A 22269-nucleotide genomic window follows, 5' to 3' on the forward strand; every position below is an offset into this window, starting at 1 on the left:
CCATCCTGCCAGGCGTTTCACGCACGCCCATTTATCCAGCCAATTTGCAGGGCGCTCCCGCACTCATCAAACTGCGGGACCCGCCCACCGCCCACCGGACCCCAAAATGCCTGACCTATTGCTGAAGCCAGCGCTGCCCGGCATTGCGCTCCGGCGATGGCGCCTGCTGCACCGCGTCAAACAAGCCCACGCCGCGCAGATGTTCAGCGTCACCCAATCGACGATTTCCCGATGGGAGAGTGGCGTACAAGCCATGGATCGCGCCGCACACCAGCAACTTGAACGGTTGCTGGCCGCTCGTCTCGATTCCGCCGCCGATCGCGTCCTCGCCAGACTGGTCGCGGAAAGTCCGCGGCCGGTTCATCTCATTTGCGACCTGACCCACCGTCTGCTGGCCTGCTCCCCGTCTCGTGCCGCCGAGTTTGCCAGCCCGCTGGGCGATCTTCTGGGTCAGTCGCTCTGGCGCTTCGCAACGCCAGAGATACTGAGCACAGAGGCCGCGCTTGATGAGTCGGGTTGGCGCGAAGCCCTCGCCCCTCCCGCTCTGGAATTCGTCACCGGGAGCAATGACTGCGCGCTCGTCCCCATCCGCCAGAGCCTGTGTCGCTGGACGCGCATTCCCCTCTCCGACGGCTCGGCGGCACGTCTGGTGGAAACACTCTGACAGAACGGCCGCGCATATTTTATGCGTGGACGATGCGCCTCGCCGGGCCTAGTCTGGCGCCGGTCAACCTACAGGGCGGATGTATGGACATCGAAAAAATCAAAGGACGCCTCGACTTTCTGCGCGAAGCGGAAAAGCTCAAGGATGTACTCAGGAGTGCGCATACCACCTCCGGGCGCACCGAAAGCACGGCTGAACATAGCTGGCGCCTGTGCCTGATGGCCATTGTGTTCGCGGACGAACTGGCCAGCCTCGACCTTTTGAAAGTCCTCAAAATGTGTGTCATCCATGATCTGGGCGAAGCCATCAACGGCGATATTCCAGCCGTCAGCCAAGCCTCGTTCCCCGACAAGAGCGAGCATGAACGACGCGATCTTCTGCTCTTGACCAGCACCCTTGATGACGCGCTGAAAACAGAGATATTGGCGCTCTGGGATGACTACGAAAACGCGTTGTCCCCCGAGGCGCAGGCGGTCAAGGCACTGGACAAACTGGAGACCCTGCTTCAACACAATCAGGGCTTGAACCCGCCGGACTTCGACTACGCGTTCAATCTGGCGTATGGCAAAAAACACACCAGTGCCCAACCGATTTTTGAGGCGCTGCGCAACATCATCGATCAGGATACGAAAGCAAAAATCGACAGGGATAAGCAGTGACGAGGCTATTCATAGCTCCGTCCTGTTTGGCGATGGGTTGAGGAACAACATCGGCCTTCAGAGCTAAAACCCTTTCTGTGGCGAGCGAGCTTGCTCGTGCTGAGGTGCGTAGCAGCCCCGCTCTTTTCCTTAAAAAGCAGGGGCCTGCTACGCAGTCCAGCACGAGCAAGCTCCCTCGCCACAGGTTATTCATTAATCATTGCGCTGTGCTCTTCTGAGTAACACCCACAAACGGCGCCTTGGCCCACACGACCTTGCCGCCGACCATGGTCAGCAGCACGTTATTGCGCGCCAGCTCAGCCTCGGGCACTTGCATGAAGTTCTTGTCCAGCACGATCAGGTCCGCGAACTTGCCGACCTCGACAGAACCGACCACCGCGTCCAGCTTCAACTGCTCGGCAGCGTTCAGGGTGATGGTACGCAACACTTCCTCCCGGGACAGCGCCGGATCAGCGTTGAGCCTGCCCGCGTACTTGGGACCATAGCTGTGTGGATTCTGCGGATCACCCGAGCGAGTGACACCGACTTTCAGCGCCAGGAATTCGTCGAGCGGATCCACCGGCCAGTCGCTGCCATAGGCCACGCGACCGCCCGCCCGGGCGATGCTGCCCGACGGCTCCATGCGGGCGAACCGCGCGGCGCCGAGGTGGTCGCTGGTGCCATCAACCGTGGACGGCGCTTGCTGGGCCCACTGGAACGACATGTTGGCCGTCACGTCGAGCGCCTTGAAGCGCGGATAGTCCGCCGGGTCCACTTCTTCGTTGTGGGTAATGGTCGGGCGAAAGGCATTGCCGGGCAGTTGATGGCGTACGTATTCGATGCCGTTCAGTGAATCGCGCACCGCGCGGTCGCCGGTGGCGTGAAGGTGCGGATCGAAGCCCGCCTCAACGGCCTTGAGCAGCAGCGGATTGAGCACTTGCGGCGGGAAGTACAGCTCGCCGAGATTCTTGCCCGGCGTCCATTTCGGCGCCTTCTCGGTGCCTGTGTTATGCAAATACGGCGTCAACATCGCGCCCGTGTCGGCCGGTGCGTTGATGATGCCGTCCATGAACACTTTGACGTGGCGCATGCTCACGCCCGGCGCGACTTTGGTTTCGCCCTGATCGTAGGTGTTGGCCAAAACCTTGGCATCAGCGATGGTTTTCCCCGGGTCTGCGGCCGCGGCGGCCGGGTCGAGTTTGATTGCCAACAAAGCCCGGGCGGTCAGTTCGCCCGACTGCTGCAAGGTCGTGAACGCTTTACCCATTTCGGGCCCCGACATGGCATCGAAGAAACTGGTGATGCCTTGCTGGCGCATGGCGTCGAGCGCGGCGCGGGTCTGGGTCAGCTTTTCGGCGTCGGTGGCGGGCGGCACCACGGCGGCCATGGTGTCGGCGGCGCCGTCTTCGCAGATGCCGTTCGGATTGCCGGCGCTGTCGCGCACGTATTTGCCGTCGCTCGGGTTGGGGGTTTGCTTGGTGATGCCGGCGACTTCCAGGCCGCGGGAGTTGGTCAGCACCGTGTGGAAGTCTGTCGAACGGACTTGAATCGGGCGTTTAGTCTTGAGCGCATCCAGAGTCGATTTGTCCGGATCGCCATCGAGGCCATCCATGCCCATGCGATCCCAACTGCCGACTTCGAGCCACACGTCCGGGCCTTTGTCCTTGTCGGCATCCAGGCATGCCTGGATGGTTTCCTGGAACACTTTGCGCGTCATCGTCTGGTATTTCAGGTCGCACAGGGTCATGGCGCGGCCGCCGTCCCCCGGATGCATGTGCCCGTCGATGAAGCCCGGCATCAGCATGCGCCCGGCCAGATCGATCAGCTGTGTCTGCTTGCCGATATAGGGCGCGACGCCTTCATCACTGCCGACATACACAATCTTGCCGCCCGTGACAGCGATCGCCTGCTGCACCGAATTCTTGCCATCGACGGTGTAGACATAGCCGTTGCGCAGCACCATGTCAGCGCCGGTCGAACCCTGGGTCTGACACCCCACCAACCCCACACCCGCCAATGCCGTGGTCGCGGCCACCGCGATAAATAGCCCGGAAAATTTCACTGACCCACCTCTGTTCTTATAGTTTTTTGAAGTGCCCGGACAGACTGGCGCGCCAGCCCGTGGCAGGCAGGCCTACCCTATAGCGCACAAGCGAAATCCGGACCTCCGCAAATGAGGAGGGGTCAGGCAATTAGTGGGGAATACGCCGGGTATCGTGGGACGGCGAACGCAGGACAGAACCCAGTTCCACCTTGCTCTTCACGCCAAGCTGCAAATAGCAGTTACGCAGATACGTGCGCACGGTGGCCGGACTCAGCCCCAGGGTTTTGGCGATTTCCTTGTAGGAGTGGCCGGCGGCAAACAGCATCGCGGCCGTGCGTTCGCGAGGCGCCAGCACCGCCCCGCGCGATTGTGTTTCAAGGGACAGAATCACATGCTCGGCGTTCGGGCTCAGCGTCAGCGTGCAACGACCGAAACGGATCACGCACGGCGCTTTGGCCAGTTGCGCGGTCACCTCAAACGGCAGCGTCGAGCCGCTCCACCCCGGCAATTCACGCTGAATCGCGGCGCACAGATTGGCGCCGACGTACAGCAGACTGCCGTCGAGTCGGGCGATACCGAAGTCAGTGGCGCCGCTGCCGGTGTCGAAGCGAATCATGTCCTGCACCTGGAACCGCCACAGTTGCAGCAGATGATCGCAGAACGCAGAAAACAACTCGGCCTCATTGTCGCTGAACCCCGGCGCATCATCGCCACGGTAAACGCAGACGAAAAACAGCAAGCCGCTTTCGGGCAATTCGAAGGTGATGCACATCGGGTGATACAGGTCGTGACGCCGCGCGAAGTCGTTCACTTCTTCACTCGGGTCGGTGTAACCGCTTTCACGCACCACCGCGCCGAGCTGGCTCAGGGTGTCGTTGGAAAACTTGTCGATTTGCGCACAGGTGTGCCATTCGGCCGCGAACGATTGCGGCAGATTGATGCGCCCGTGCATCCAGCTTTGGGGCGGCGCATCGGCGTCCGACCCCGACATCTCGCCCCACCAGGAGGATGCGAACGGCACCAGTTCGCTGAAGGCGTGCAGGCCGTCTTCGATGAATTGCGAGTCGCCACGATCCCGGGCCAGGCGACCGAGGTGGAGGATGCAGCGGTTGAAGGCGTTGAGTGTGGTCATGGCACCGACGTCGTTACCCTCCCGCATAGTTCTTATCCTGTTGGCTACATCGCGTATTGATCGGACGATGCCATAGGGGCAGTGATGACGTCCATACCGTCACCGCTTGAAAAAGTCCTGCAGGTGGGGCTAGATCGCGGCTGGACGTCCATTCACCTTCTATCTCGTCGCCAAGGACTCTTCATGCCACTGAGCTTCCACAAAATGCACGCCAATGGTGATGATTTCGTGATTGTCGACTCGCGAAATTCGCCCCTCTCAATAACCAGTGCCCTGGCACGGCGAATGGGCGATCGGCACCGTGGAGTGGGGTTCAATCAACTCGCGGTCATGCTCGATTGCGATGATGCCGCCGCGCGCTTGATGTTCTGGAATGCCGATGGCTCCACGCTGGATGCCTGTGGCAGCGCAACACGAGGGGCGGCGGATCGACTGATGCGTGAATCAAATACGACCTCGATAGTATTGCGAACCAACCGTGGACTGCTCACGTGCGAACGCACCTCAACGGGTGCCATTTCTGTTGCCATGGGAGAGCCGATTTTCGGCTGGTCGGCTATTCCCCTGGCGCAGGAAGTGGACACGGCTATTTTGCCACTGGCTGGCGACCCCGCAGCGTGCAGCATGGGAAATCCGCACTGCACTTATTTTGTGGACGATCTAACAGCCGTTGATATAGCGGCCATCGGACCGACCATTGAAACCGACGCTCTATTTCCACTGAAAACGAATGTGCATTTCGTCCAGGTCATCGACCGCACGCACATTCGGCTGCGCATCTGGGAGCGCGGCGGTGGCATCCCGCTCGGCTCGGGCTCCTGCTCTTGTGGCGCGGCGGTCAACGGCATTCGCCGGGGCTTGCTGGACAACTGCGTCGAGGTTGAATGTGATGGCGGGACCGTTACGGTTCAATGGGATGGGCTGGGGTCTGTTTTTCTCATTGGACCGGTAGAGACGTGTTTCTCGGGAACACTGACGGATCGATTTTTACAGGCGCTTTAGCTGCGCCGTTCAATCAACCGGGATCACCGCAGGCTTCCCCTTCCCCTTCTCCTTCAACAAAAACACCAAAAACTTCGCCGGCTTGTCCTGACTCGCATGCGCCCAACCGTGTGCACATCTTCAGGCCCTTCATGAAAGCTCTGCCCCGGCGTCAGCATCACTTCCTTGCCGCCCTTCACGCCCATGACGATGGAGCCTTCGAGCACATAGATGAAGCCATGGGCATCGTGCCGATGCACAGGATCGGCGCCGCCGGGCGAGTATTCCACGGTGATCATCAGCACTTCTTTTCCGGGATAGGGGGTGCACCGTGGGGTGCACCTGTCGGCGGGTGATGATCGACTATCAAGCCAGAAGCCGAAGCCCCATTAAGTTTAGGCAACCGCTCACGGAACGCCCTTTTCAATTAGGCAGCCTCGGACGAACCGCCTCTAGCTCATTCGCTGTATAGTTTTGTATATTACGAAACCGATTTTCCAAGATGCCCCTCATGCCCTCTTCCTTCGTTCCGTCTCCATGACCAGCATTCGCCAACGCAATCAGCACCTGATCCTGGCCGCCGCCAGCGAAGAATTTGCCGCCAAGGGTTTCGACGCCACCCAGACCCGGGACATCGCCGCGCGCGCGGGGGTGCCGAAGGCGAATCTGTATTACTACTTCCAGACCTAGGAGCGAGGCTTGCTCGCGAAGGCGGTGTGTCAATGACGATGATGTCGGCTGACACGCCGCTTTCGCGAGCAAGCTTCGCTCCTACAGGGATTGGTGTTGGCTGCCAATTGTGTGAACGACGCAAAACAAATGTAGGAGCGAGGCTTGCCCGCGAAGGCGGTGTGTCAACGACGAAGATGCCGACTGACACGCCGCCTTCGCGAGCAAGCTTCGCTCCTACAGGGATTGGTGTTGGCTGCCAATTGTGTGAACGGCGCAAAACAAATGTAGGAGCGAGGCTTGCCCGCGAAGGCGGTGTGTCAACGACGAAGATGCCGACTGACACGCCGCCTTCGCGAGCAAGCTTCGCTCCTACAGGGATTGGTGTTGGCTGCCAATTGTGTGAACGGCGCAAAACAATTGTAGGAGCGAGGCTTGCCCGCGAAGGCGGTGTGTCAACGACGAAGATGCCGACTGACACGCCGCCTTCGCGAGCAAGCTTCGCTCCTACAGGGTCCAGCAGTACGCCCCTCGCTAGGGCATCTGGTCCAGCGGCAAGGACCCGGCGGCCGCTCGTTTGTCATACCAACGCTGGAGTGTTTCGGGCAGGCGCCCTTTCCAGCCTGGTACGTTGGTGTAGTAACGGGCGCGAAGATTGCCCTTCGAATCGCTCACGATCAACACCAGCCAGAAGCGTGAGTCGGTGGCGCGCATGAAAATTGAAGCATTGATACCGCCGAGCCCGCGTACCCACATTTCATCGACTTCGGCGCCCGGCACATCGCTGGATGCATCGCCCTTGGTCCGCGAACTACTACTCTCGACCAACCGCCGGTAGTCGTCCTTGAGCAATGTGCGCATCGCGTCGTCTTCCTGTTGCGTGCGCACCAATCCGACGCTGAGCAAATCGTCTTCCAACGGCAGAGACTGCTCCGATGCCACGTATCGTCCGGCATAAAACACGCCCATCCCGGCACCGCATTCCGAGTCACTGCCCTGCTGATTGACATCCAGCACGCCATTCATGGCGATGAAGGTCAGCGCACAATCGCCCTCGGCGTAATGCGCCGTCGTACCTTCGAGGGTAGCGACACCGTCCAGATTGCCCATATTGGCGCCGTTGGCAGCCAGGACATTGAACGTGATGTGGGTCGAATCTTTACGCCGGGTCTTCAACTCGCCATCGTTCGCTACGCCCCACGGAATCATCTGCCAAGTGGCGTCCCACGAAAACGGCGTGGCCATGTAGCCCAGTTCGGTGATGCGCATTTGATACTTCTGCCGCAGGCAAGAGAGGTCATCCGCGCACAGATTGCGCTGTTTCAGCCACTGGCGCTGGTCGGTCTTCAGCGCTTTGGGATCAGCGACTTTCGGCAACGTGGCGCTCCACAGTTCGCCCAGTTTTTTATCCAGGTTGGAGGTGTAAGCGTCGGCGCAAATGGCTTTTTCGCTGGGGCTGGCGGCGCTGGTGCAGTCGAAGCTGCTGGCGTGGGAAACGCCGGACACTGCTAACAGCAAGGCGATGACGATGACAGGAGAAAACGTGAGAGGCACGGGCAGATTCCATTCTTCAGATGAGCACTGACGTTAATGAAAACAGGCGCCCTTTGGGCGCCCGTTTCGTTTAGCCCATGGCTTACAGATTCTTGGCCATGGTGTCAGTGACGGTTTTCAGCGCTTGTTCGGTGCTTTGTTTCCAGTCGTTGTCGGTCACGGTCTGCACGCCTTCGCGGTTCTGACCAAAGATCTCGATCGGTTTCGCCGAGGTGCCGGTGTCGACTTTCAAGTGCACTTTATTGTTCACGCCGACGGTGAAGAAGCCCGGGGACATCCACGACCAGAATTCGATAACGTGCACGGTGACCGCTTGGGTATCGACGGTTTTTTCGCTGCTCGGCACGACCCGGTAACCCGCCTGGCCGTACGCCGCAGCGATGCTTTTGGCGACAAGGTCGCTGAGTCGGGTGCCTTCAGGCAGCAATACGTCGCCCAGTCCCTTACCGTAGCCGTTGCGTTTACGGGCAATGGCGCGCTCGGTGATGGATTTATCGTTGATCTCGCCCTCCTTGAGGGATGGGGTCTCCGGAAGCTCAGGCTTGAGTTCGAAGCGGCGCTCGTCCAGCACGCTGATGAACACTTTCTGGCCATTGCCATTGGCCGCTGGCGGCGTGGTGATGTCCACCACCGAACGGCTGGTTGCGCAGCCGAATAGCGCGGTGGTCGCCAGCAACAGACAGGCGAGTTTGAGGTGTTTCGTGACAGCTCCGGTCATTGTGATCAGTCCACTTTTCGATTCTGGAAGACAAACGTGTCTCGCGCTCTGGCGCGAGCACTAACCATCGGCCGCAAGTCGACAATCATGAGTCGCCACGGCTGATTTCTGGTTGAACGCGGACGCGAGCTAAACGCGGATTTCGGCGGTGGGCAGGACGTCGATCCGTGCCACGGGGCCGGTCAGGTGTGCGAGGTCGGCGTTGTGCTCGGCGATGATGTCTTCGGCGGCGAGGTTGCCGTTGTCGACGGTGGAATGCGCGTCGCTGGCGAGTACCACGTCATAGCTCAGGTTCAGGGCCTGGCGCACGGTGGCGTTGACGCAATAGTCGGTTTGCAGGCCGCAGATGATCAGCCGGTCAGTGCCCTGGTCTTGCAGCAAGGCTTGCAGGTGGGTCTTGTAAAACGAATCCCGGGTGGTCTTGCGCACGCGCAGGTCCTGCGGGGAAGTCTCCAGGCTGGCGGCCAACTGCCAACCTTCGGAGCCGTGTTGCAGCAAGTCGCCCTTTTCTTCGTGCTGGATCAGGACCACCGGGACCCCGGTTTCCCTGGCCTTGGCGCTCAGGCTATTGATGTTCGCAATGACGCGTTGGATGTCGAAGCATTCGTACTCGCCAGTGCACAGGGCGTGTTGGACGTCGATGATCAGCAGTGCGGTGGTCATGGCAGGGAGCCTTAAAGTAATCCATCAGATTAAGGGGGGACGCTACCGGGTCCCTGAGGGCCGAGCGAGGATCGCGTGCCGTCGATAATGCCGTAAAACGCGTTCGTATAGAACAGCGCCGTTTCAGAGCGTACGCAGCTTCCCCACCGCCGCTAATTTGAATTAAAAAAGCATTAAACCACATCCACCCTGACATTAATTTGTTGCGCTATTGTAACGAGCAATATCATTTCAATAACCACCACAATAAGTGTAGGTAATATTGATACTTTGCTTTAGGGTGAATCATCGATATCGAGAAGTTTCGCCAGGACTGTGACCTGTTTAATAACAGGGCTGCGGCTTTGCCGCTGGCTATCAATGGATTTCAGCCAGTGACTGTGAGTAATCAACTGATCGTTCTTTTTTGAACGGGATGGACACTTACAATCCTGATTCCCGCTGATGCGGTTATATCCATTGAGTACACTTGATATGAATGACAACAAAGTCCTGGTCTTGCGCACGTGTGCCAATGACATGTCGGACCACGCTGGCCAAGTCTGGCCTGAATCCGGCCCCCTGGTGTGCAAGCACTGGCAGCCCAGCAGAAAGCTCGAGAACGGTCTGGTCGGGCTGTTGTGGGGCGAGGGTTCTTCTACTCAGCTAAGTCTGCGCGCCGATGCCCGATGGATTGTGTGCGAAGTTAATATCGATCACATTATCAAACTTGAAGAAGACGGCATGATCAAGTTTCCGGAAGCGGAAGTTGTTCACACCGGCACTCAAGAAAGCGCGATTAATTACATTCTGCAGAATATTGATAGTTATCAAACGGCCAATACACCTTCAATTGAAGCATCCGGTGAATTACCCAAGACACCCTTAAACCGCGAATTCGAAAGTCGCCGGGCGCAGGGTTACAGTCCTTCCGGTATTGGCGCAAAAGTTGATGCTTCGCAAAAGTTCGAAACGGCGGTTTATGGCAGCACCCTGACCGGCGGACATCAAAGTTATTTGCTGGCGGGCTACGGCAGCACTGAAACGGCGGGCGGCCAGAGTTCGTTGATTGCCGGTTACGGCAGCACCTTGACCGCCGCCGACAGCAGTTCGTTGACCGCCGGCTATGGCAGCACGGAGATGGCCGGCAACGACAGCGCGCTCATCGCCGGCTATGGCAGCACCCAGATTGCCGGCCAGAAAAGCACCCTGACCGCCGATTACGGCAGCACGCAAACCGCCCAGGACGACAGCACCCTCATCGCCGGTTATGGCAGCACGGCAACGGCGGGACGCGACAGCTCACTGACCGCAGGTTACGGCAGTACGCAGACCGCCAAGGATGGCAGCGCACTCACGGCGGGCTATGGCAGCACTGAAACCGCCGGAGCGGAAAGCTCCTTGATCGCCGGTTATGGCAGCACGCAAACAGCAGGTCAGGACAGCACGCTGACGGCGGGCTACGGCACCACTCAAACCGCCCAGGACAGCAGCGCCCTCACCGCCGGCTACGGCAGTACGGGCACGGCCGGGCCGGAAAGTTCGTTGATCGCCGGTTACGGCAGCACCCAGACTGCCGGGCACGAAAGTACGCTGACCGCTGGATACGGCAGTACCCAGACGGCTCAGGAAAGCAGTTCACTCACAGCGGGATACGGCAGCACCGCCACCGCCGGAGCGGAAAGTTCGTTGATCGCCGGTTACGGCAGCACCCAGACCGCCGGCCACGAAAGTACGCTGACCGCAGGTTATGGCACCACGCAGACCGCTCAGGAAAGCAGTTCACTCACCGCCGGCTATGGCAGCACCGCCACCGCCGGGCACGACAGTTCGCTGATCGCCGGGTACGGCAGCACGCAAACCGCCGGTTACGAAAGCACGCTGACGGCGGGCTACGGCAGCACCCAGACCGCGCAGGACAGCAGCTCTCTTACGGCAGGCTATGGCAGCACTGGAACCGCCGGGCACGGTAGCTCGTTGATCGCCGGTTACGGCACGACGCAGACTGCCGGCTATCAAAGCAGCCTGACCGCCGGCTATGGCAGCACGCTCACGGCCCAGGAAAGCAGCTCCCTCACCGCCGGTTATGGCAGCACCGAAACGGCCGGCGGTGACAGTTCGTTGATCGCCGGTTATGGCAGCACGCAAACCGCCGGGTACGACAGCACGTTGACGGCGGGCTATGGCAGCACCCTCACCGCTCAGGATGGCAGTTCCCTCACGGCGGGTTACGGCACCACGGAAACCGCCGGGCATGAAAGTTCGCTGATCGCCGGCTACGGCAGCACCCAAACCGCCGGTCACGACAGCACGCTGACAGCAGGCTACGGCAGCACCCTCACCGCCCGGGAACACAGCTCGCTCACCGCCGGTTATGGCAGCACGGAGACGGCCGGTTATAAAAGCACCCTGACCGCAGGCTATGGCAGCACGCTTACCGCTCGGGAAAGTAGCGAACTGACCGCCGGGTATGGCAGTACTGAAACCGCCGGCAGCGACAGTTCGCTGATCGCCGGGTACGGCAGCACGCAAACCGCTGGCTATGAAAGCACCCTGACGGCCGGATACGGCAGCACCCTCACGGCGCAGGACAACAGCTCCCTCACCGCCGGCTATGGCAGCACCGAAACCGCCGGCTACGAAAGTTCGCTGATCGCCGGGTACGGCAGCACGCAAACCGCCGGTTACAGCAGCACATTGACGGCGGGCTACGGCAGTACCCTCACCGCCCAGGACAACAGCTCCCTCACCGCCGGTTATGGCAGCACGGAAACCGCGGGCCAGGACAGTTCGTTGATCGCCGGCTACGGCAGCAGCTTGACCTCCGGCATCCGCAGCTTCCTCACGGCGGGCTACGGCAGCACACTGATCAGCGGCTTGCGCAGCGTGTTGACAGCCGGATACGGCAGCTCGCAAACCGCCGGTTACGAAAGCACGCTGACCGCCGGCTACGGCAGCAACCAGATTGCCAGTCATCAAAGCTCCCTGATCGCCGGCCCCGACAGCACGCAAATCGCCGGGCACAAAAGCATGCTGATTGCGGGCAAGGACAGTTCCCAAACCGCCGGTTATCGCAGCACGCTCATTGCCGGTGCCGGGAGCATCCAGACCGCAGGCGATCGCAGCAAATTGATCGCCGGCAAGGACAGCACGCAAATCGCCGGCGACCGCAGCAAGCTATTGGCGGGCAGCAACAGTCACCTCACGGCGGGTGATCGCAGCAAGCTCACGGCAGGTGATGACTGTACGTTGATGGGCGGCGATAAAAGCGTGTTGACGGCGGGCAGGAACAGCATTCTGGTGGGCGGCGCACGCAGCAAGCTGATTGGCAGCCTGGGTTCGACCCTGACCGGCGGCGAGAACGCGACGCTGATTTTCCGCTGCTGGAACGGCAAGCGTTACAAGAATGTCGTGGCGCATACCGGCAAGGATGGCGTGGAAGCGCATGTGCCTTATCAGGTGGATGAGGCGGATAACATCGTCACCAAGGCGGATGAATAAGGGACGGAAAATAAATCCGTCCCCTTTTCAAGAGCCTCAGTAGCCCAGCGACAAACCGGTATTGCGGCGCGGATCATTTGCGCCGTAGTAGCGGTTTTTGCCCACCGGTTTGCCGCCCAGTGAAGGCGCGCCTACCAGGATGGCCGCCACATGGTTGGCGTCCTGCGGCCCGGCGAATTTATGCCCCCAGCTTTCGAGCAGTTTCACCGTGTCCGGGCTGGTGGTGAAGGTCTCCAGGTTGGTCTCTTCCGGCAACCACTGCTGGTGGAAACGCGGCGCGTCCACCGCTTCCTGGATGTTCATGCCGTAGTCGATCACGTTGAGGATGGTCAGCAGCGTTGCGGTAATGATGCGACTACCGCCCGGAGTACCCACGACCATCACCACTTTGCCGTCCTTGGTGACGATGGTCGGGCTCATGGACGACAGCGGCGCCTTACCGGGCGCGATGGCGTTGGCTTCACCCTGGACCAGGCCATACATGTTCGGCACGCCGATTTTCGAGGTGAAATCGTCCATCTCGTCATTGAGGATCACCCCGGTCTTGCTGGCCATGACGCCTGCGCCGAACCAGTCGTTGAGGGTGTAGGTCATCGACACCGCGTTGCCCCATTTGTCGACGATGGAGAAATGCGTGGTGTTGCTGCCCTCATGCGGTGCTACGCCGGGTTTGATCTCCTTGGACACACCGGCCTTTTGCGGCTGGATCGCGGCGCGCAGTTTGGTGGCGTAGTTTTTGTCCAGCAGGTGGTCGAGCGGATTTTTCACGAAATCCGGGTCGCCGAGGTAGCTGTTGCGGTCCACATAGGCGTGGCGCATCGCTTCGATCTGGTAGTGCATGCCCTGGGCCGAGTGATAACCCAAGTCCTTCATCGGGTAACCGTCGAGGATGTTCATGATCTCGCAGATCACCACCCCACCGGAGCTTGGCGGTGGCGCCGAGACCACGTGGTAGCCGCGATAATCGCACTCCACCGGCGCCAGTTCGCGGGTCTTGTACTTGTCGAGGTCAGCCTGGGTGATGATGCCTTTGTTGGCCTGGCTGGAGGTGACGATGGCGTCGGCCACCCACCCTTTATAGAAACCGTCAGCGCCCTTTTCGGAGATTTCCCGCAGGGTTTTGCCCAAGTCTTTTTGCACCAATGTCTGCCCGACCTGCATCGGCTCGCCCTTATTCAGGAAAATCGAGCCCGAATCGCGCATGTCCTTTTTGAACACGTCGGTGGCGTACTCCAGCAGATCGACATCGCCCTGCTCCAGCTCGAAACCGTCTTCAGCCAGTTTGATCGCCGGGGCAATCACTTCCTTGCGCGGTTTGGTCCCGTATTTGCTCAGGGCCAGCTCCATCCCGGACACCGTGCCCGGCACGCCAACGGCCAGGTGGCCACGGGTGCTCAGGTCCGGGACGACGTTGCCGTCCTTGTCCAGATACATGTTCGCCGTAGCGGCCAATGGCGCTTTTTCGCGGAAATCGAGGAAGGTCTTGCGCCCGTCCGCCAGTTGAATGGTCATGAAACCGCCGCCGCCCAGGTTGCCTGCCGCGGGATAAACCACCGCCAGTGCATAGGCCACCGCGACCGCGGCATCCACGGCGTTGCCGCCGTTCTTCAATTCATCCACGCCCACATGCGTGGCCAGGTGCTGGGCCGTGACCACCATGCCGTTTTCGGCTGCAACCGGCGCCACGGAGGCCGCGTAGGCACTGAGGCAGCTGAGCGCCAACGAGGTCGCCACCAGCGTTTTGGCAAAAGGTTCGAACTTCATGATTCGGTCTCTTTTTTGTTTTTTGGCTCTGTACAGAACAGAGGGAACGCTTCAAGAGCAGTAGCCAGTATGGCTGGGATTGCGTATTGCGCCTCCCCGGCGAGGCAGTATGCTTGCCCTCTGTTCAACCGTTTTCGGAGTTCGCCAGCATGAGTTATACCTTCACCACCATGGCCTCCCCGGTCGGCGAGTTGAAGCTGGTTGCGAACGGTTCAAGACTGGCAGCCATCCTCTGGGAAAACGACAAACCGAACCGCGTACGCCTCGGGCCGATGACTGAGGCGGCGGACAACCCGATCCTGAAACGGGCCGTCAAACAGTTGCAGGAATATTTTGCCGGCACGCGAAACCGGTTCGACCTGGAGCTGGATTTTGCCGGGACGGACTTTCAGAAAAAGGTCTGGCAGGCGCTGCTGACCATCCCGTTCGGCGAAACCCGCAACTACAGCGAGATTGCCGAGCAGATCGGTAATCCAAGCGCGGTTCGCGCGGTGGGTGCGGCGAATGGCAAGAACCCGATCTCGATTGTGGCGCCGTGCCATCGGGTGATCGGCGCTTCGGGGAAATTGACGGGGTTTGCCGGAGGGCTCGAGGCGAAGGAGCGGTTGCTGACGCTGGAAGGTTGCGAGTGGTCCGGGGCTAGCCGGACGGGCGAGCTGTTCTGACTGGATTCACCCGCAGCCTTTGTGGCGAGGGGGCTTGCCCCCTCGCCACAAAAGCCCAGCCTGCTCAGGTAGCGGCGAAGATGTTTTTCATCGCCGCGTATTGCAGCAGCATAATCGTCTTCGCATCGCAGATCTCGCCGCGATAAAACGCCTCAAGCGCCTCATCAAACTGCCACTCCAGCACTTCCAGCTCTTCGGTCTCTTCCTCCAGCCCACCGCCATCGCTGACTTTCGACGCTGCGTCATATTCGGCGATGAAGAAGTGCAGTTTTTCGGTGACCGAGCCGGGGCTCATGTAGGACTCGAAGACCTTTTGCACATGGTGCACGCGATAGCCGGTTTCCTCTTCGGCTTCCGCCCGGATGCGTTCTTCGGGGTCGGCGCCCTCAAGCAATCCGGCCGCCACTTCGATCAGCAAGCCATCGTGACCGTTGACGAACACCGGCAAGCGAAACTGGCGCGTCAGCACCACGGTTCGCTTTTCGCGGTTGAACAACAGAATCGCCGCGCCATTGCCACGGTCATAGACCTCGCGAGTCTGGCGCTGCCACTCGCCGTTGTTTCGCAGATAGTCGAAGGTGAATTTCTTGAGCACATACCAGTTGTCGGACAGCATCTGAGTTTCGATGATGTTGACCCGATCGGCTGTATTCGCCATCACAACGCATCCTTTTCCGTAAGCGGACGCGCATGGTAGACCAAAATCAAAAAGCCCGGCATCTCTGCCGGGCTTCTTATTAGCGCTGGTTGGCGGCTTCAGGCGCCGCGAGTTCTTCCTCGTGGGAAGCGAGTCGCTTGCCGTTGATCAACGGCCCGTAACGACGACTGAACTCCCAGTTGTAGGGCACGTGGTCCTTGTTGACACCATTGTCCCAGTTCACCGACCAGGTCATCAGGCCCTTGATCGACAGCCCCTTGGCGTCGAGACGCTTGAAGGCGTTCACCACGGCTGCCGGGTTGATCACGTAACCGGTGGCTGCCGCGTCGACGTTGGCGGGCAGGCCGATCACGAATTTGTCCGCCGGGATCTTGGTGAACCCGCGAGTGCCGCTCACCAGACTTTCGGTCAGGTAAAACAGGAAGTCCTCTTTCATCGCGTCGTTGTTCTGGGCAATCCATGCGCCATTACCGTTATTGGCTTCCTGCACCCAGATCCCGTCACCGCCCTGGTTGTAATACTGCGGGGCGATGAAGTCGTAATAGCCTTCCAGGGCCTGAATGTAACCGACGTATTTGCCGGCGGTGGTCAGGTACGGGAATTCCGGCGCCATGCTGATGATGAAGTGTTTGCCCTCACCGGCGTAATGATCCTTGACCAGTTTCAGCGCGGCAGGCAGGACGGTCTCGTTGTCGGCGAAATCAATCGCGCTCTGTTCAAGATCGATGTCCAGCCCATCAAAGCCATAGGTTTCCACCAGGCGGATGATTTCATTGGCCAGTGGTTGTTCATTGCCTTTGTGCAGCTCGATATGCGCGTCGGCGCCACCGAGGGAAATCAGCACCGCCCGGCCCTGACTGTTGAGCACGCCGACCTGGCGGCGGAATTCGGCGTCGGACAGGTTGTACGGCTTGAAGGTCGGGATGCCATTGCCCTTCATGAAGGCCACGGCCACCACGTTGTAATCCTTCGGTACATCTTGCAGTGCGATGTTGGCGAACTGGCCACGCTGGTAACCGTCACTCGGCCCCGCTGGCCAGTTGTGCCAGAAGCCCATGAGGATCTTTTTGCCGGCAATGGTCGGCATCAACGAAGCGGCATCGCTGACGGTGGATTTCAATAACGTAAAGTCGAATGTAGACATGTTCTATTCCTTCAGAACGTGTGGAGGGTAAACGCGTCGGGCTTACTTGAAGTCCACGTCGAACGCTTGGTAGAAGGCGTTGCCAGTGTTGGCCACGATCCACACCAGCACGATCACGTGATGGCCTTTTTTGTTGGCTGGCAGTTTCACTTCGTGGTTGACCTTGGCCACCATCTCAGCCGAGTGGCTGTAATACGGGACCTGGGTGTAGAAATCGTCGGCGAACGATTTCGGCTCCAGCTGTGCACGGCTGATGCGCTGTTTCGGATCCCAGTCATCCTTGGTGATGAACCAGCTGTAGCCACGGGTGACGTGGGGTGCTGTGTATTTCCAGGTGACTTTGAAGATCTGGCCCGGATCGACGTTCAGCAGCGGCCAGGCGACCGAGCGGTCGAGTTTCCGGCTCAGTTCTTCGTTGGTGAAGTTGACGCAATCACGCTGATCCACTTTGCCGCCGCTCAGGATATGACCGTCGGCTGGTGGCACGTCACTGGCGGTGTCGGTTTGATACGGCGCCGGGAACGGCCCGGCGGTCAACGACGGGAAGTTCTTGCCGCCTTCCATTTCGTTGACTTGCCAGTCCCCCAGCAGCCCCAGTTCCATGGCGACCGCACCGCGGCTTTTAGGGGACGTAACGCGACCATGGCGTAATACGGGTTGAGTCTGTGGTTGGTTCATTTTTTCACTCCGTTGATTTAAGAACTCTCCTTCCTGAGGAGAGGCCTTCAACCTAACGGAGCTGCTTTTTTTGTCCACCGACCCCTTTATCGATTCTGCTGATGCGGAGAGGGCCAACGGCTCGCAAATACTGGATATACAACCAGTTGTTTGAGCCAAGTCCTACGGCGCTTGTAGCAGAAGGCCTACACCGCGAGGCAGCAATCGGAACGATTCGCAGCTCAGGAAAGCTGTGCCTTGTATTCCTTTTCATATTGCCCGGCGAGGGCTTGTTTCTGCTTCTCGTCGAGCAGCTTGCCGGCCATCTGGAAGAACTTCTGCTCTTCTTCTTTCAAGTGGTGATGCACCTTCTCGGAGAGCTTTTTCGCCGTCACCAGCCAGGTCGGATCTGACATTTCGGTCTCGTCCAGGGTCTCCATCATTTCGTCCATCTCATGGTGTTCGGAAATGGCATGGCGACTCAGGTCGACACCGTTGTCGAACTCCATCAGCGGGATGTAGAAATGCCGTTCCTCGGCGGTTTCATGGGCCTGCAGCTCGGCCTTGAGCCGCTTGTAGGCTTCAACCCGCTCCGGGGTATCGCCGCTGGTCTGGATCAGCGCATCGGCGTAACCGCGCTGGCGATCGTGGCTTTCGCGCAAGGCTTCGAAAATATTCATGGGCGGTCCTCATGGCTGCGTTCGGAAATGACGCTCTTGAGGCTAGACACCTGCGCGCTTGCGGCGGTTCCACCGGCGTTCGAGGATGGAACAAAGTCGAGGAGCCGGATAATCTGAGCGGTCACCGCCATAAGGACATAGCCATGACATTGCGTATCGAACGCTCGCAGGACCCGACCAACGAAGAACGCGAGGCGATCCTTGCACCGTTGCGTCTCTACAACGCGGCGCAAGCGGGGGCGGCCAATCCGCAACCGGTGGCCTTGCTGGTGCGTGACGACAAGGGCGAGATTCTGGGCGGACTCTATGGCCGGGTGTTTTATCAGTGGCTGTTTATCGAGTTGCTGTCCGTGCCGGAGCAGGCTCGGGGACAGGGCCTGGGCTCGAAACTGATGCACATGGCCGAAGAACTGGCGCGGGAAAAAGCATGCGTGGGGATCTGGCTCGACACCTTCGATTTCCAGGCGCCGGATTTCTACAAAAAGCTTGGCTACAGCGAAGTAGGCCAAATCGCTGATTACCCGCCGGGGCACCAGCGCCTCTTTTTCCAGAAGCGCCTGTCACCCGCCTAATGCACTACCCCTTGTAGGAGCGAAGCTTGCTCGCGAAGAACGATAACGCGGTGTGTCAACGCTGCCGCCTTCGCGAGCAAGCTTCGCTCCTACAGAGATCCACTGTTACAAACAGGTCGCCAACGCTGCCAACCGGCGCTTGGCCACGAAATCATCGTGCTGCGCGTAGTAATCCAACTGCGTCCCGGAGGCATCGCTGCTCAAGTCCACGAACGATTCCGCCGACCGCGTATAAACCGTCGAACCACCCTTCTTGCCCGGTTGCAGATAAGCCCCGGCGTCCACCCCGAACACCGCTTCGTCCTGCCAGGCGAATTGCACGCACTGGGCGACGACTTTTTCCGGTTTGTCCGAGGTCATGGTTTTGGTCGGGGCCTTGGTGCGGGAGTCGTCCATCACCGAACCGGCGCATCCCGCCAGCAGGGTGGCGGCCAGCGCCACCATCAGAATTCGCATTGTGTTCGCTCATCAGGAAAAAGCGGACTGTATCACCGTGGCGCGGCGTATCGTTCTGCTTTACTTCATTTATACCGCGACACCGGGTGACGATTCGCGCACCCTGTCGCGCAATTAACAACGCATCGCCTCTTTTTCTGGAAAGCCACATGACACCCAACGCCGAATTCTACAAACCGACCGCCGAATACGCCGACAAGCTGATCAGCCAGATCGGCCAGACCCCGTCCTGGATCGCCAAGCGCATCGGCGTCACCGACAAGCGGATTCGCTACATCCTCGACGGCGAACGCACCGTCAAGGGCGAAACCACGCCAATCCAGATGACCTACCCCGAGCAGTTCGCCCTCGAATGCCTGGCCGCCGCAGCCAAGGCCAAGAAGCAGTCTTCGTAACCCGGCCATCAAGGAGCGACCATGGCAGCCACCGAACAGCAACACGAACAGGCGCTGAAGAAGTTTCTCGATGAGCGCCCGGAGTTGCGCCACGAGCTCGACAACCTCAATCCGCTGTTGGCCCAGGCCAAGGGCGAGACCGCCGCGCAGTATCGCGAGGAGCGCCTGCACGAAGCCTTCGAAGCCGAGGCCGAACGCCTGGGTCTGTTTGCCTGGGAGTTGACCCTGCAACTGACCGCCGCCACCGCCGAGGCCTATCAGGCCCAGCGCATGGAAGTGCACAAGGAAGTGGCGGAGATGGCTGGCATGGACTGGCTGGAGTATTGCGAGTTATATGGATTGAGCAAGTGACCACCACGGTTGCTGCCTGAGGACGACCTGCACCGATGCTGCCATCCGCCTCCTCCCACCGGGCCAGCCCGGGTCATCTGCATATCCAGAAATGGCGCGGACGCATCGGCCTGTCGCTGGTGGCCGCGCTGTCGGTGCTCGCCGGCATGACCGACGCCATCGGCTTCATGGCCAGCGGCGACTTCGTGTCCTTCATGAGCGGCAACACCACCCGGCTCGCCGTGGCGATCAGCGATGGTGACCTGGGGCTGACCTTGCGCCTGTTGATCCTGGTGGCCACGTTCATCCTCGGCAATGCGCTGGGTATTGTGGTCAGCCGACTCGGCGGACGACGGGCGTTGCCGTTATTGCTGTGCATCGCCACCCTGCTGTGCGGTGCAGCCGCATGGCCGTACGAAGAACAACTGCCGGCGCTGCTGGCCGCGATCATCGCCATGGGCATGCTCAACGCCGCCGTGGAAGATGTGAACGGGCTGCCGGTGGGCCTGACCTACGTCACCGGTGCCTTATCGCGCTTCGGTCGTGGCCTGGGCCGCTGGCTGCTGGGCGAGCGGCGCAACGGCTGGCGGGTCCAGCTGATTCCCTGGACCGGCATGTTCGCCGGCGCGGTGATCGGGGCGCTGCTGGAACATCATCTGGGGCTCAAGGCGCTGTTTGTCAGCGGCTTGCTGGCCGGGGTGATCGGGTTCTTGTCGCTGAAAATCCCGCGGCGTTGGCAGTTGGGCTACATGCCACGCTGACACAGCGATCGTTCCCACGCTCTGCGTGGGAATGCAGCCCGGGACGCTCTGCGCCCCATTGGAGCGCGGAGCGTCCCTTGAGGCATTCCCACGCAGAGCGTGGGCACGATCAGCGAGAGCGTAATCGCCCTTCGCCGCCCAGGCGATAAAGCTTTATCATGGCCGCAGTTTTGCTGATCGAGTCCGTCATGAAGTTCGCCATTGCGCTGTTTTCCGCTGCCCATGCGCCCTCCTCGCGCCGTGCCTTGTTGTTCGCCCAGGCCGCGCTGGCCGGTGGGCATGAAATTGTCCGGCTGTTTTTCTATCAGGACGGCGTCTATAACGCGTCCGACAGCGTGGTCACGCCCCAGGATGAACAGGACCTGCCCAAGCAATGGCGCGGGTTTGTCGCCGAGCATCAATTGGACGGCGTCGTGTGCATCGCGGCGGCCCTGCGTCGTGGCGTGTTGAATGAAGAAGAAGCCCGGCGCTATCAGCGCGAAGCGGTCGCCGTCAGCGCGCCGTGGGAATTGTCCGGCCTCGGTCAGTTGCATGACGCCGTGCAAGACGCCGACCGTCTGATCTGTTTCGGAGGCGCTTGAGATGGCTAAATCCTTGCTGATTATCAGCCGCCAGGCGCCGTGGTCCGGCCCGAGTGCGCGGGAAGCGCTGGACATCGTCCTCGCCGGCGGCGCGTTCGACCTGCCGATCGGCCTGCTGTTTCTCGATGACGGCGTCTTGCAGCTAGCTGCCCGTCAGGACGCCAAGGCCCTGCAACAGAAAGACCTGAGCGCCAACCTGCAAGCCTTGCCGATGTTCGGTGTCGAAGACCTGTTTGTCTGTGCCGACAGCGCCGCTGAACGGGGCCTGGACCCGAGCGCTCTGGCGCTGGAAGAAGCCCAGGTCCTGGCCGCTGACGAAATCACCGCCCTTATCGACCGTTATGACCAGGTGATCACCCTCTGATGTCGACTTTGCATGTGTTGTCTCATTCCCCGTTCGGCGACGATCGCCTGAGCAGTTGCCTGCGCGTGATCGGCGCCCATGATGCGCTCCTGCTGTCTGGCGACGCAGCGTACGCCTTGCAGCCTGGCACCGCGCCGTTCAACGCGCTGAACGCTCGCGGCCTCAAGCTGTTCGTGCTGGCCGAAGATGCCCAGGCCCGCGCACTGAATGTCCCTGACTGGGCCAGGGCCATCGATTACCCCGCCTTCGTCGAGCTGTCGATTCACTACGACAAGGTCAACAGTTGGCTATGAATTCCCTGACCGTCGGCGCTCGCGTCATCGAGCTGGACAAGGACGGCTTCCTGGTCGAACTAAGCGACTGGTCCTTTGAGGTGGCCAGTGCATTGGCCGCTGCCGAAGACATCGAGTTGAGCCCCGAGCACTGGGAAATCCTCGAACTGCTGCGCAATTTCTACGACGAATTCCAGCTGTCCCCGGCCACCCGTCCGCTGATCAAGTACACCGCGTTGAAGCTCGGCCCGGAAAAAGGCAACAGCCTGCACCTGAACCGACTGTTCAAAGGCACCCCTGCCAAACTCGCCGCAAAACTGGCGGGCCTGCCCAAACCGACGAATTGCTTATGATCCGGAGCGTTGTGCCAGTTAGATCTATCTGATATTAAAATCATAGGTCTATCTGATCGGGAGTGGAAGGCTGC

Annotated in this window: 24 protein-coding genes and 2 pseudogenes; 14 read left to right on the top strand and 12 right to left on the bottom strand. The window is 60.1% G+C overall.

All coding sequences use genetic code 11. The features are described from left to right. Window positions 1-106: 106 nt before the first annotated feature. Together ACY4LX_RS22155 and ACY4LX_RS22160 are read left to right on the top strand one after the other, a co-directional pair. Window positions 107-664 carry a helix-turn-helix domain-containing protein gene (locus ACY4LX_RS22155; RefSeq protein WP_149659878.1) on the top strand — a complete coding sequence of 186 codons (558 nt, stop codon included), beginning with the start codon at window positions 107-109 and terminating at the stop codon, window positions 662-664. 83 nt (window positions 665-747) lie between these two features. Further along, the gene (locus ACY4LX_RS22160) at window positions 748-1323 is read left to right on the top strand and encodes an HD domain-containing protein (RefSeq protein WP_149659952.1); all 576 of its coding nucleotides are present in this window, start codon (window positions 748-750) and stop codon (window positions 1321-1323) included. Window positions 1324-1519: 196 nt separating this feature from the next. Here the strand turns inward: ACY4LX_RS22160 and ACY4LX_RS22165 are convergent, their stop codons facing one another. After that, window positions 1520-3364, bottom strand: coding sequence for an amidohydrolase (locus ACY4LX_RS22165; protein WP_463257863.1), 1845 nt, complete (start codon window positions 3362-3364; stop codon window positions 1520-1522). Window positions 3365-3494: 130 nt separating this feature from the next. Further along, complete coding sequence (locus ACY4LX_RS22170) at window positions 3495-4505, bottom strand: helix-turn-helix transcriptional regulator (protein WP_463257864.1); 1011 nt, start codon at window positions 4503-4505, stop codon at window positions 3495-3497. Between the two features lie 156 nt (window positions 4506-4661). Between ACY4LX_RS22170 and dapF the strand changes: the two genes are divergently transcribed. Further along, window positions 4662-5480 (top strand): diaminopimelate epimerase, encoded by an 819-nt coding sequence (gene dapF, locus ACY4LX_RS22175; protein ID WP_463257865.1) that lies wholly within the window; start codon window positions 4662-4664, stop codon window positions 5478-5480. A 53-nt stretch (window positions 5481-5533) separates the two neighbouring features. Here the strand turns inward: dapF and ACY4LX_RS22180 are convergent, their stop codons facing one another. Next, on the bottom strand, window positions 5534-5758 hold the full coding sequence (locus ACY4LX_RS22180) for a cupin domain-containing protein (protein ID WP_463257866.1): 225 nt from the start codon (window positions 5756-5758) through the stop codon (window positions 5534-5536). A gap of 238 nt (window positions 5759-5996) precedes the next feature. Here ACY4LX_RS22180 and ACY4LX_RS22185 point away from each other — a divergent pair, with 238 nt between their 5' ends. Beyond that, on the top strand, window positions 5997-6149 hold the full coding sequence (locus tag ACY4LX_RS22185; protein WP_463257867.1) for a helix-turn-helix domain-containing protein: 153 nt from the start codon (window positions 5997-5999) through the stop codon (window positions 6147-6149). A 513-nt stretch (window positions 6150-6662) separates the two neighbouring features. On the opposite strand, the gene ACY4LX_RS22190 is transcribed toward ACY4LX_RS22185, so the two are convergent. The 3 genes from ACY4LX_RS22190 to ACY4LX_RS22200 form a co-directional block, all read right to left on the bottom strand. Further along, complete coding sequence (locus ACY4LX_RS22190) at window positions 6663-7682, bottom strand: lysozyme inhibitor LprI family protein (protein ID WP_463257868.1); 1020 nt, start codon at window positions 7680-7682, stop codon at window positions 6663-6665. Between the two features lie 82 nt (window positions 7683-7764). Continuing rightward, window positions 7765-8400 carry a flagellar biosynthesis protein gene (locus tag ACY4LX_RS22195; RefSeq protein ID WP_149659885.1) on the bottom strand — a complete coding sequence of 212 codons (636 nt, stop codon included), beginning with the start codon at window positions 8398-8400 and terminating at the stop codon, window positions 7765-7767. Between the two features lie 129 nt (window positions 8401-8529). Continuing rightward, window positions 8530-9063 carry a cysteine hydrolase family protein gene (locus ACY4LX_RS22200; RefSeq protein ID WP_149659886.1) on the bottom strand — a complete coding sequence of 178 codons (534 nt, stop codon included), beginning with the start codon at window positions 9061-9063 and terminating at the stop codon, window positions 8530-8532. 951 nt (window positions 9064-10014) lie between these two features. On the opposite strand from ACY4LX_RS22200, the pseudogene ACY4LX_RS22205 reads away from it, so the two are divergent. Next, window positions 10015-12543, top strand: a pseudogene (locus ACY4LX_RS22205) (beta strand repeat-containing protein); the annotation flags it as partial. A gap of 36 nt (window positions 12544-12579) precedes the next feature. Here the strand turns inward: ACY4LX_RS22205 and ggt are convergent. After that, a complete protein-coding gene (gene ggt / locus ACY4LX_RS22210; protein ID WP_149659888.1) occupies window positions 12580-14307 on the bottom strand; it encodes a gamma-glutamyltransferase in 1728 nt (575 codons plus the stop codon). Window positions 14308-14456: 149 nt separating this feature from the next. On the opposite strand from ggt, the gene ACY4LX_RS22215 reads away from it, so the two are divergent. Continuing rightward, on the top strand, window positions 14457-14972 hold the full coding sequence (locus tag ACY4LX_RS22215) for a methylated-DNA--[protein]-cysteine S-methyltransferase (RefSeq protein WP_463257869.1): 516 nt from the start codon (window positions 14457-14459) through the stop codon (window positions 14970-14972). Between the two features lie 64 nt (window positions 14973-15036). Here ACY4LX_RS22215 and ACY4LX_RS22220 read toward each other — a convergent pair whose 3' ends face one another. The 4 genes and pseudogenes from ACY4LX_RS22220 to ACY4LX_RS22235 form a co-directional block, all read right to left on the bottom strand. Beyond that, window positions 15037-15630 carry an NUDIX domain-containing protein gene (locus ACY4LX_RS22220; RefSeq protein ID WP_463257870.1) on the bottom strand — a complete coding sequence of 198 codons (594 nt, stop codon included), beginning with the start codon at window positions 15628-15630 and terminating at the stop codon, window positions 15037-15039. A gap of 142 nt (window positions 15631-15772) precedes the next feature. Further along, a pseudogene (locus ACY4LX_RS22225) lies at window positions 15773-16774 on the bottom strand (chitinase); the annotation flags it as partial. Between the two features lie 42 nt (window positions 16775-16816). Continuing rightward, the gene (locus ACY4LX_RS22230) at window positions 16817-17452 is read right to left on the bottom strand and encodes a lytic polysaccharide monooxygenase auxiliary activity family 9 protein (protein WP_463257871.1); all 636 of its coding nucleotides are present in this window, start codon (window positions 17450-17452) and stop codon (window positions 16817-16819) included. A 221-nt stretch (window positions 17453-17673) separates the two neighbouring features. Further along, entirely contained in the window at window positions 17674-18111 is a 438-nt protein-coding gene (locus tag ACY4LX_RS22235) for a hemerythrin domain-containing protein (RefSeq protein ID WP_149659893.1), read from the bottom strand. 143 nt (window positions 18112-18254) lie between these two features. On the opposite strand from ACY4LX_RS22235, the gene ACY4LX_RS22240 reads away from it, so the two are divergent. Next, window positions 18255-18683: a GNAT family N-acetyltransferase gene (locus ACY4LX_RS22240; protein ID WP_463257872.1), complete on the top strand. Its 429-nt coding sequence runs from the start codon at window positions 18255-18257 to the stop codon at window positions 18681-18683. A gap of 105 nt (window positions 18684-18788) precedes the next feature. Here the strand turns inward: ACY4LX_RS22240 and ACY4LX_RS22245 are convergent, their stop codons facing one another. Further along, window positions 18789-19139, bottom strand: coding sequence for a hypothetical protein (locus ACY4LX_RS22245; RefSeq protein ID WP_149659895.1), 351 nt, complete (start codon window positions 19137-19139; stop codon window positions 18789-18791). 149 nt (window positions 19140-19288) lie between these two features. Between ACY4LX_RS22245 and ACY4LX_RS22250 the strand changes: the two genes are divergently transcribed. From ACY4LX_RS22250 to ACY4LX_RS22280, 7 genes are all read left to right on the top strand, one after another. Beyond that, window positions 19289-19534 (top strand): hypothetical protein, encoded by a 246-nt coding sequence (locus tag ACY4LX_RS22250; RefSeq protein ID WP_054053620.1) that lies wholly within the window; start codon window positions 19289-19291, stop codon window positions 19532-19534. 21 nt (window positions 19535-19555) lie between these two features. Continuing rightward, window positions 19556-19885, top strand: a complete 330-nt coding sequence (locus ACY4LX_RS22255) for a DUF6388 family protein (RefSeq protein ID WP_149659897.1) — start codon at window positions 19556-19558, stop codon at window positions 19883-19885. Window positions 19886-19920: 35 nt separating this feature from the next. After that, window positions 19921-20625 carry a YoaK family protein gene (locus tag ACY4LX_RS22260; protein ID WP_149659898.1) on the top strand — a complete coding sequence of 235 codons (705 nt, stop codon included), beginning with the start codon at window positions 19921-19923 and terminating at the stop codon, window positions 20623-20625. A gap of 188 nt (window positions 20626-20813) precedes the next feature. Then, the gene (gene tusD / locus ACY4LX_RS22265) at window positions 20814-21206 is read left to right on the top strand and encodes a sulfurtransferase complex subunit TusD (RefSeq protein WP_149659899.1); all 393 of its coding nucleotides are present in this window, start codon (window positions 20814-20816) and stop codon (window positions 21204-21206) included. Between the two features lies 1 nt (window position 21207). Further along, window positions 21208-21570, top strand: coding sequence for a sulfurtransferase complex subunit TusC (gene tusC, locus ACY4LX_RS22270; RefSeq protein WP_149659900.1), 363 nt, complete (start codon window positions 21208-21210; stop codon window positions 21568-21570). Beyond that, a complete protein-coding gene (gene tusB / locus ACY4LX_RS22275) occupies window positions 21570-21863 on the top strand; it encodes a sulfurtransferase complex subunit TusB (protein ID WP_149659901.1) in 294 nt (97 codons plus the stop codon). The genes tusC and tusB overlap by 1 nt, the downstream gene beginning before the upstream one ends. Continuing rightward, window positions 21860-22195 (top strand): TusE/DsrC/DsvC family sulfur relay protein, encoded by a 336-nt coding sequence (locus tag ACY4LX_RS22280; RefSeq protein ID WP_463257873.1) that lies wholly within the window; start codon window positions 21860-21862, stop codon window positions 22193-22195. Before tusB ends, ACY4LX_RS22280 begins: the two co-directional genes overlap by 4 nt. The last annotated feature ends 74 nt before the right edge of the window (window positions 22196-22269 follow it).

This window comes from Pseudomonas sp. Emmai, assembly GCF_055179735.1.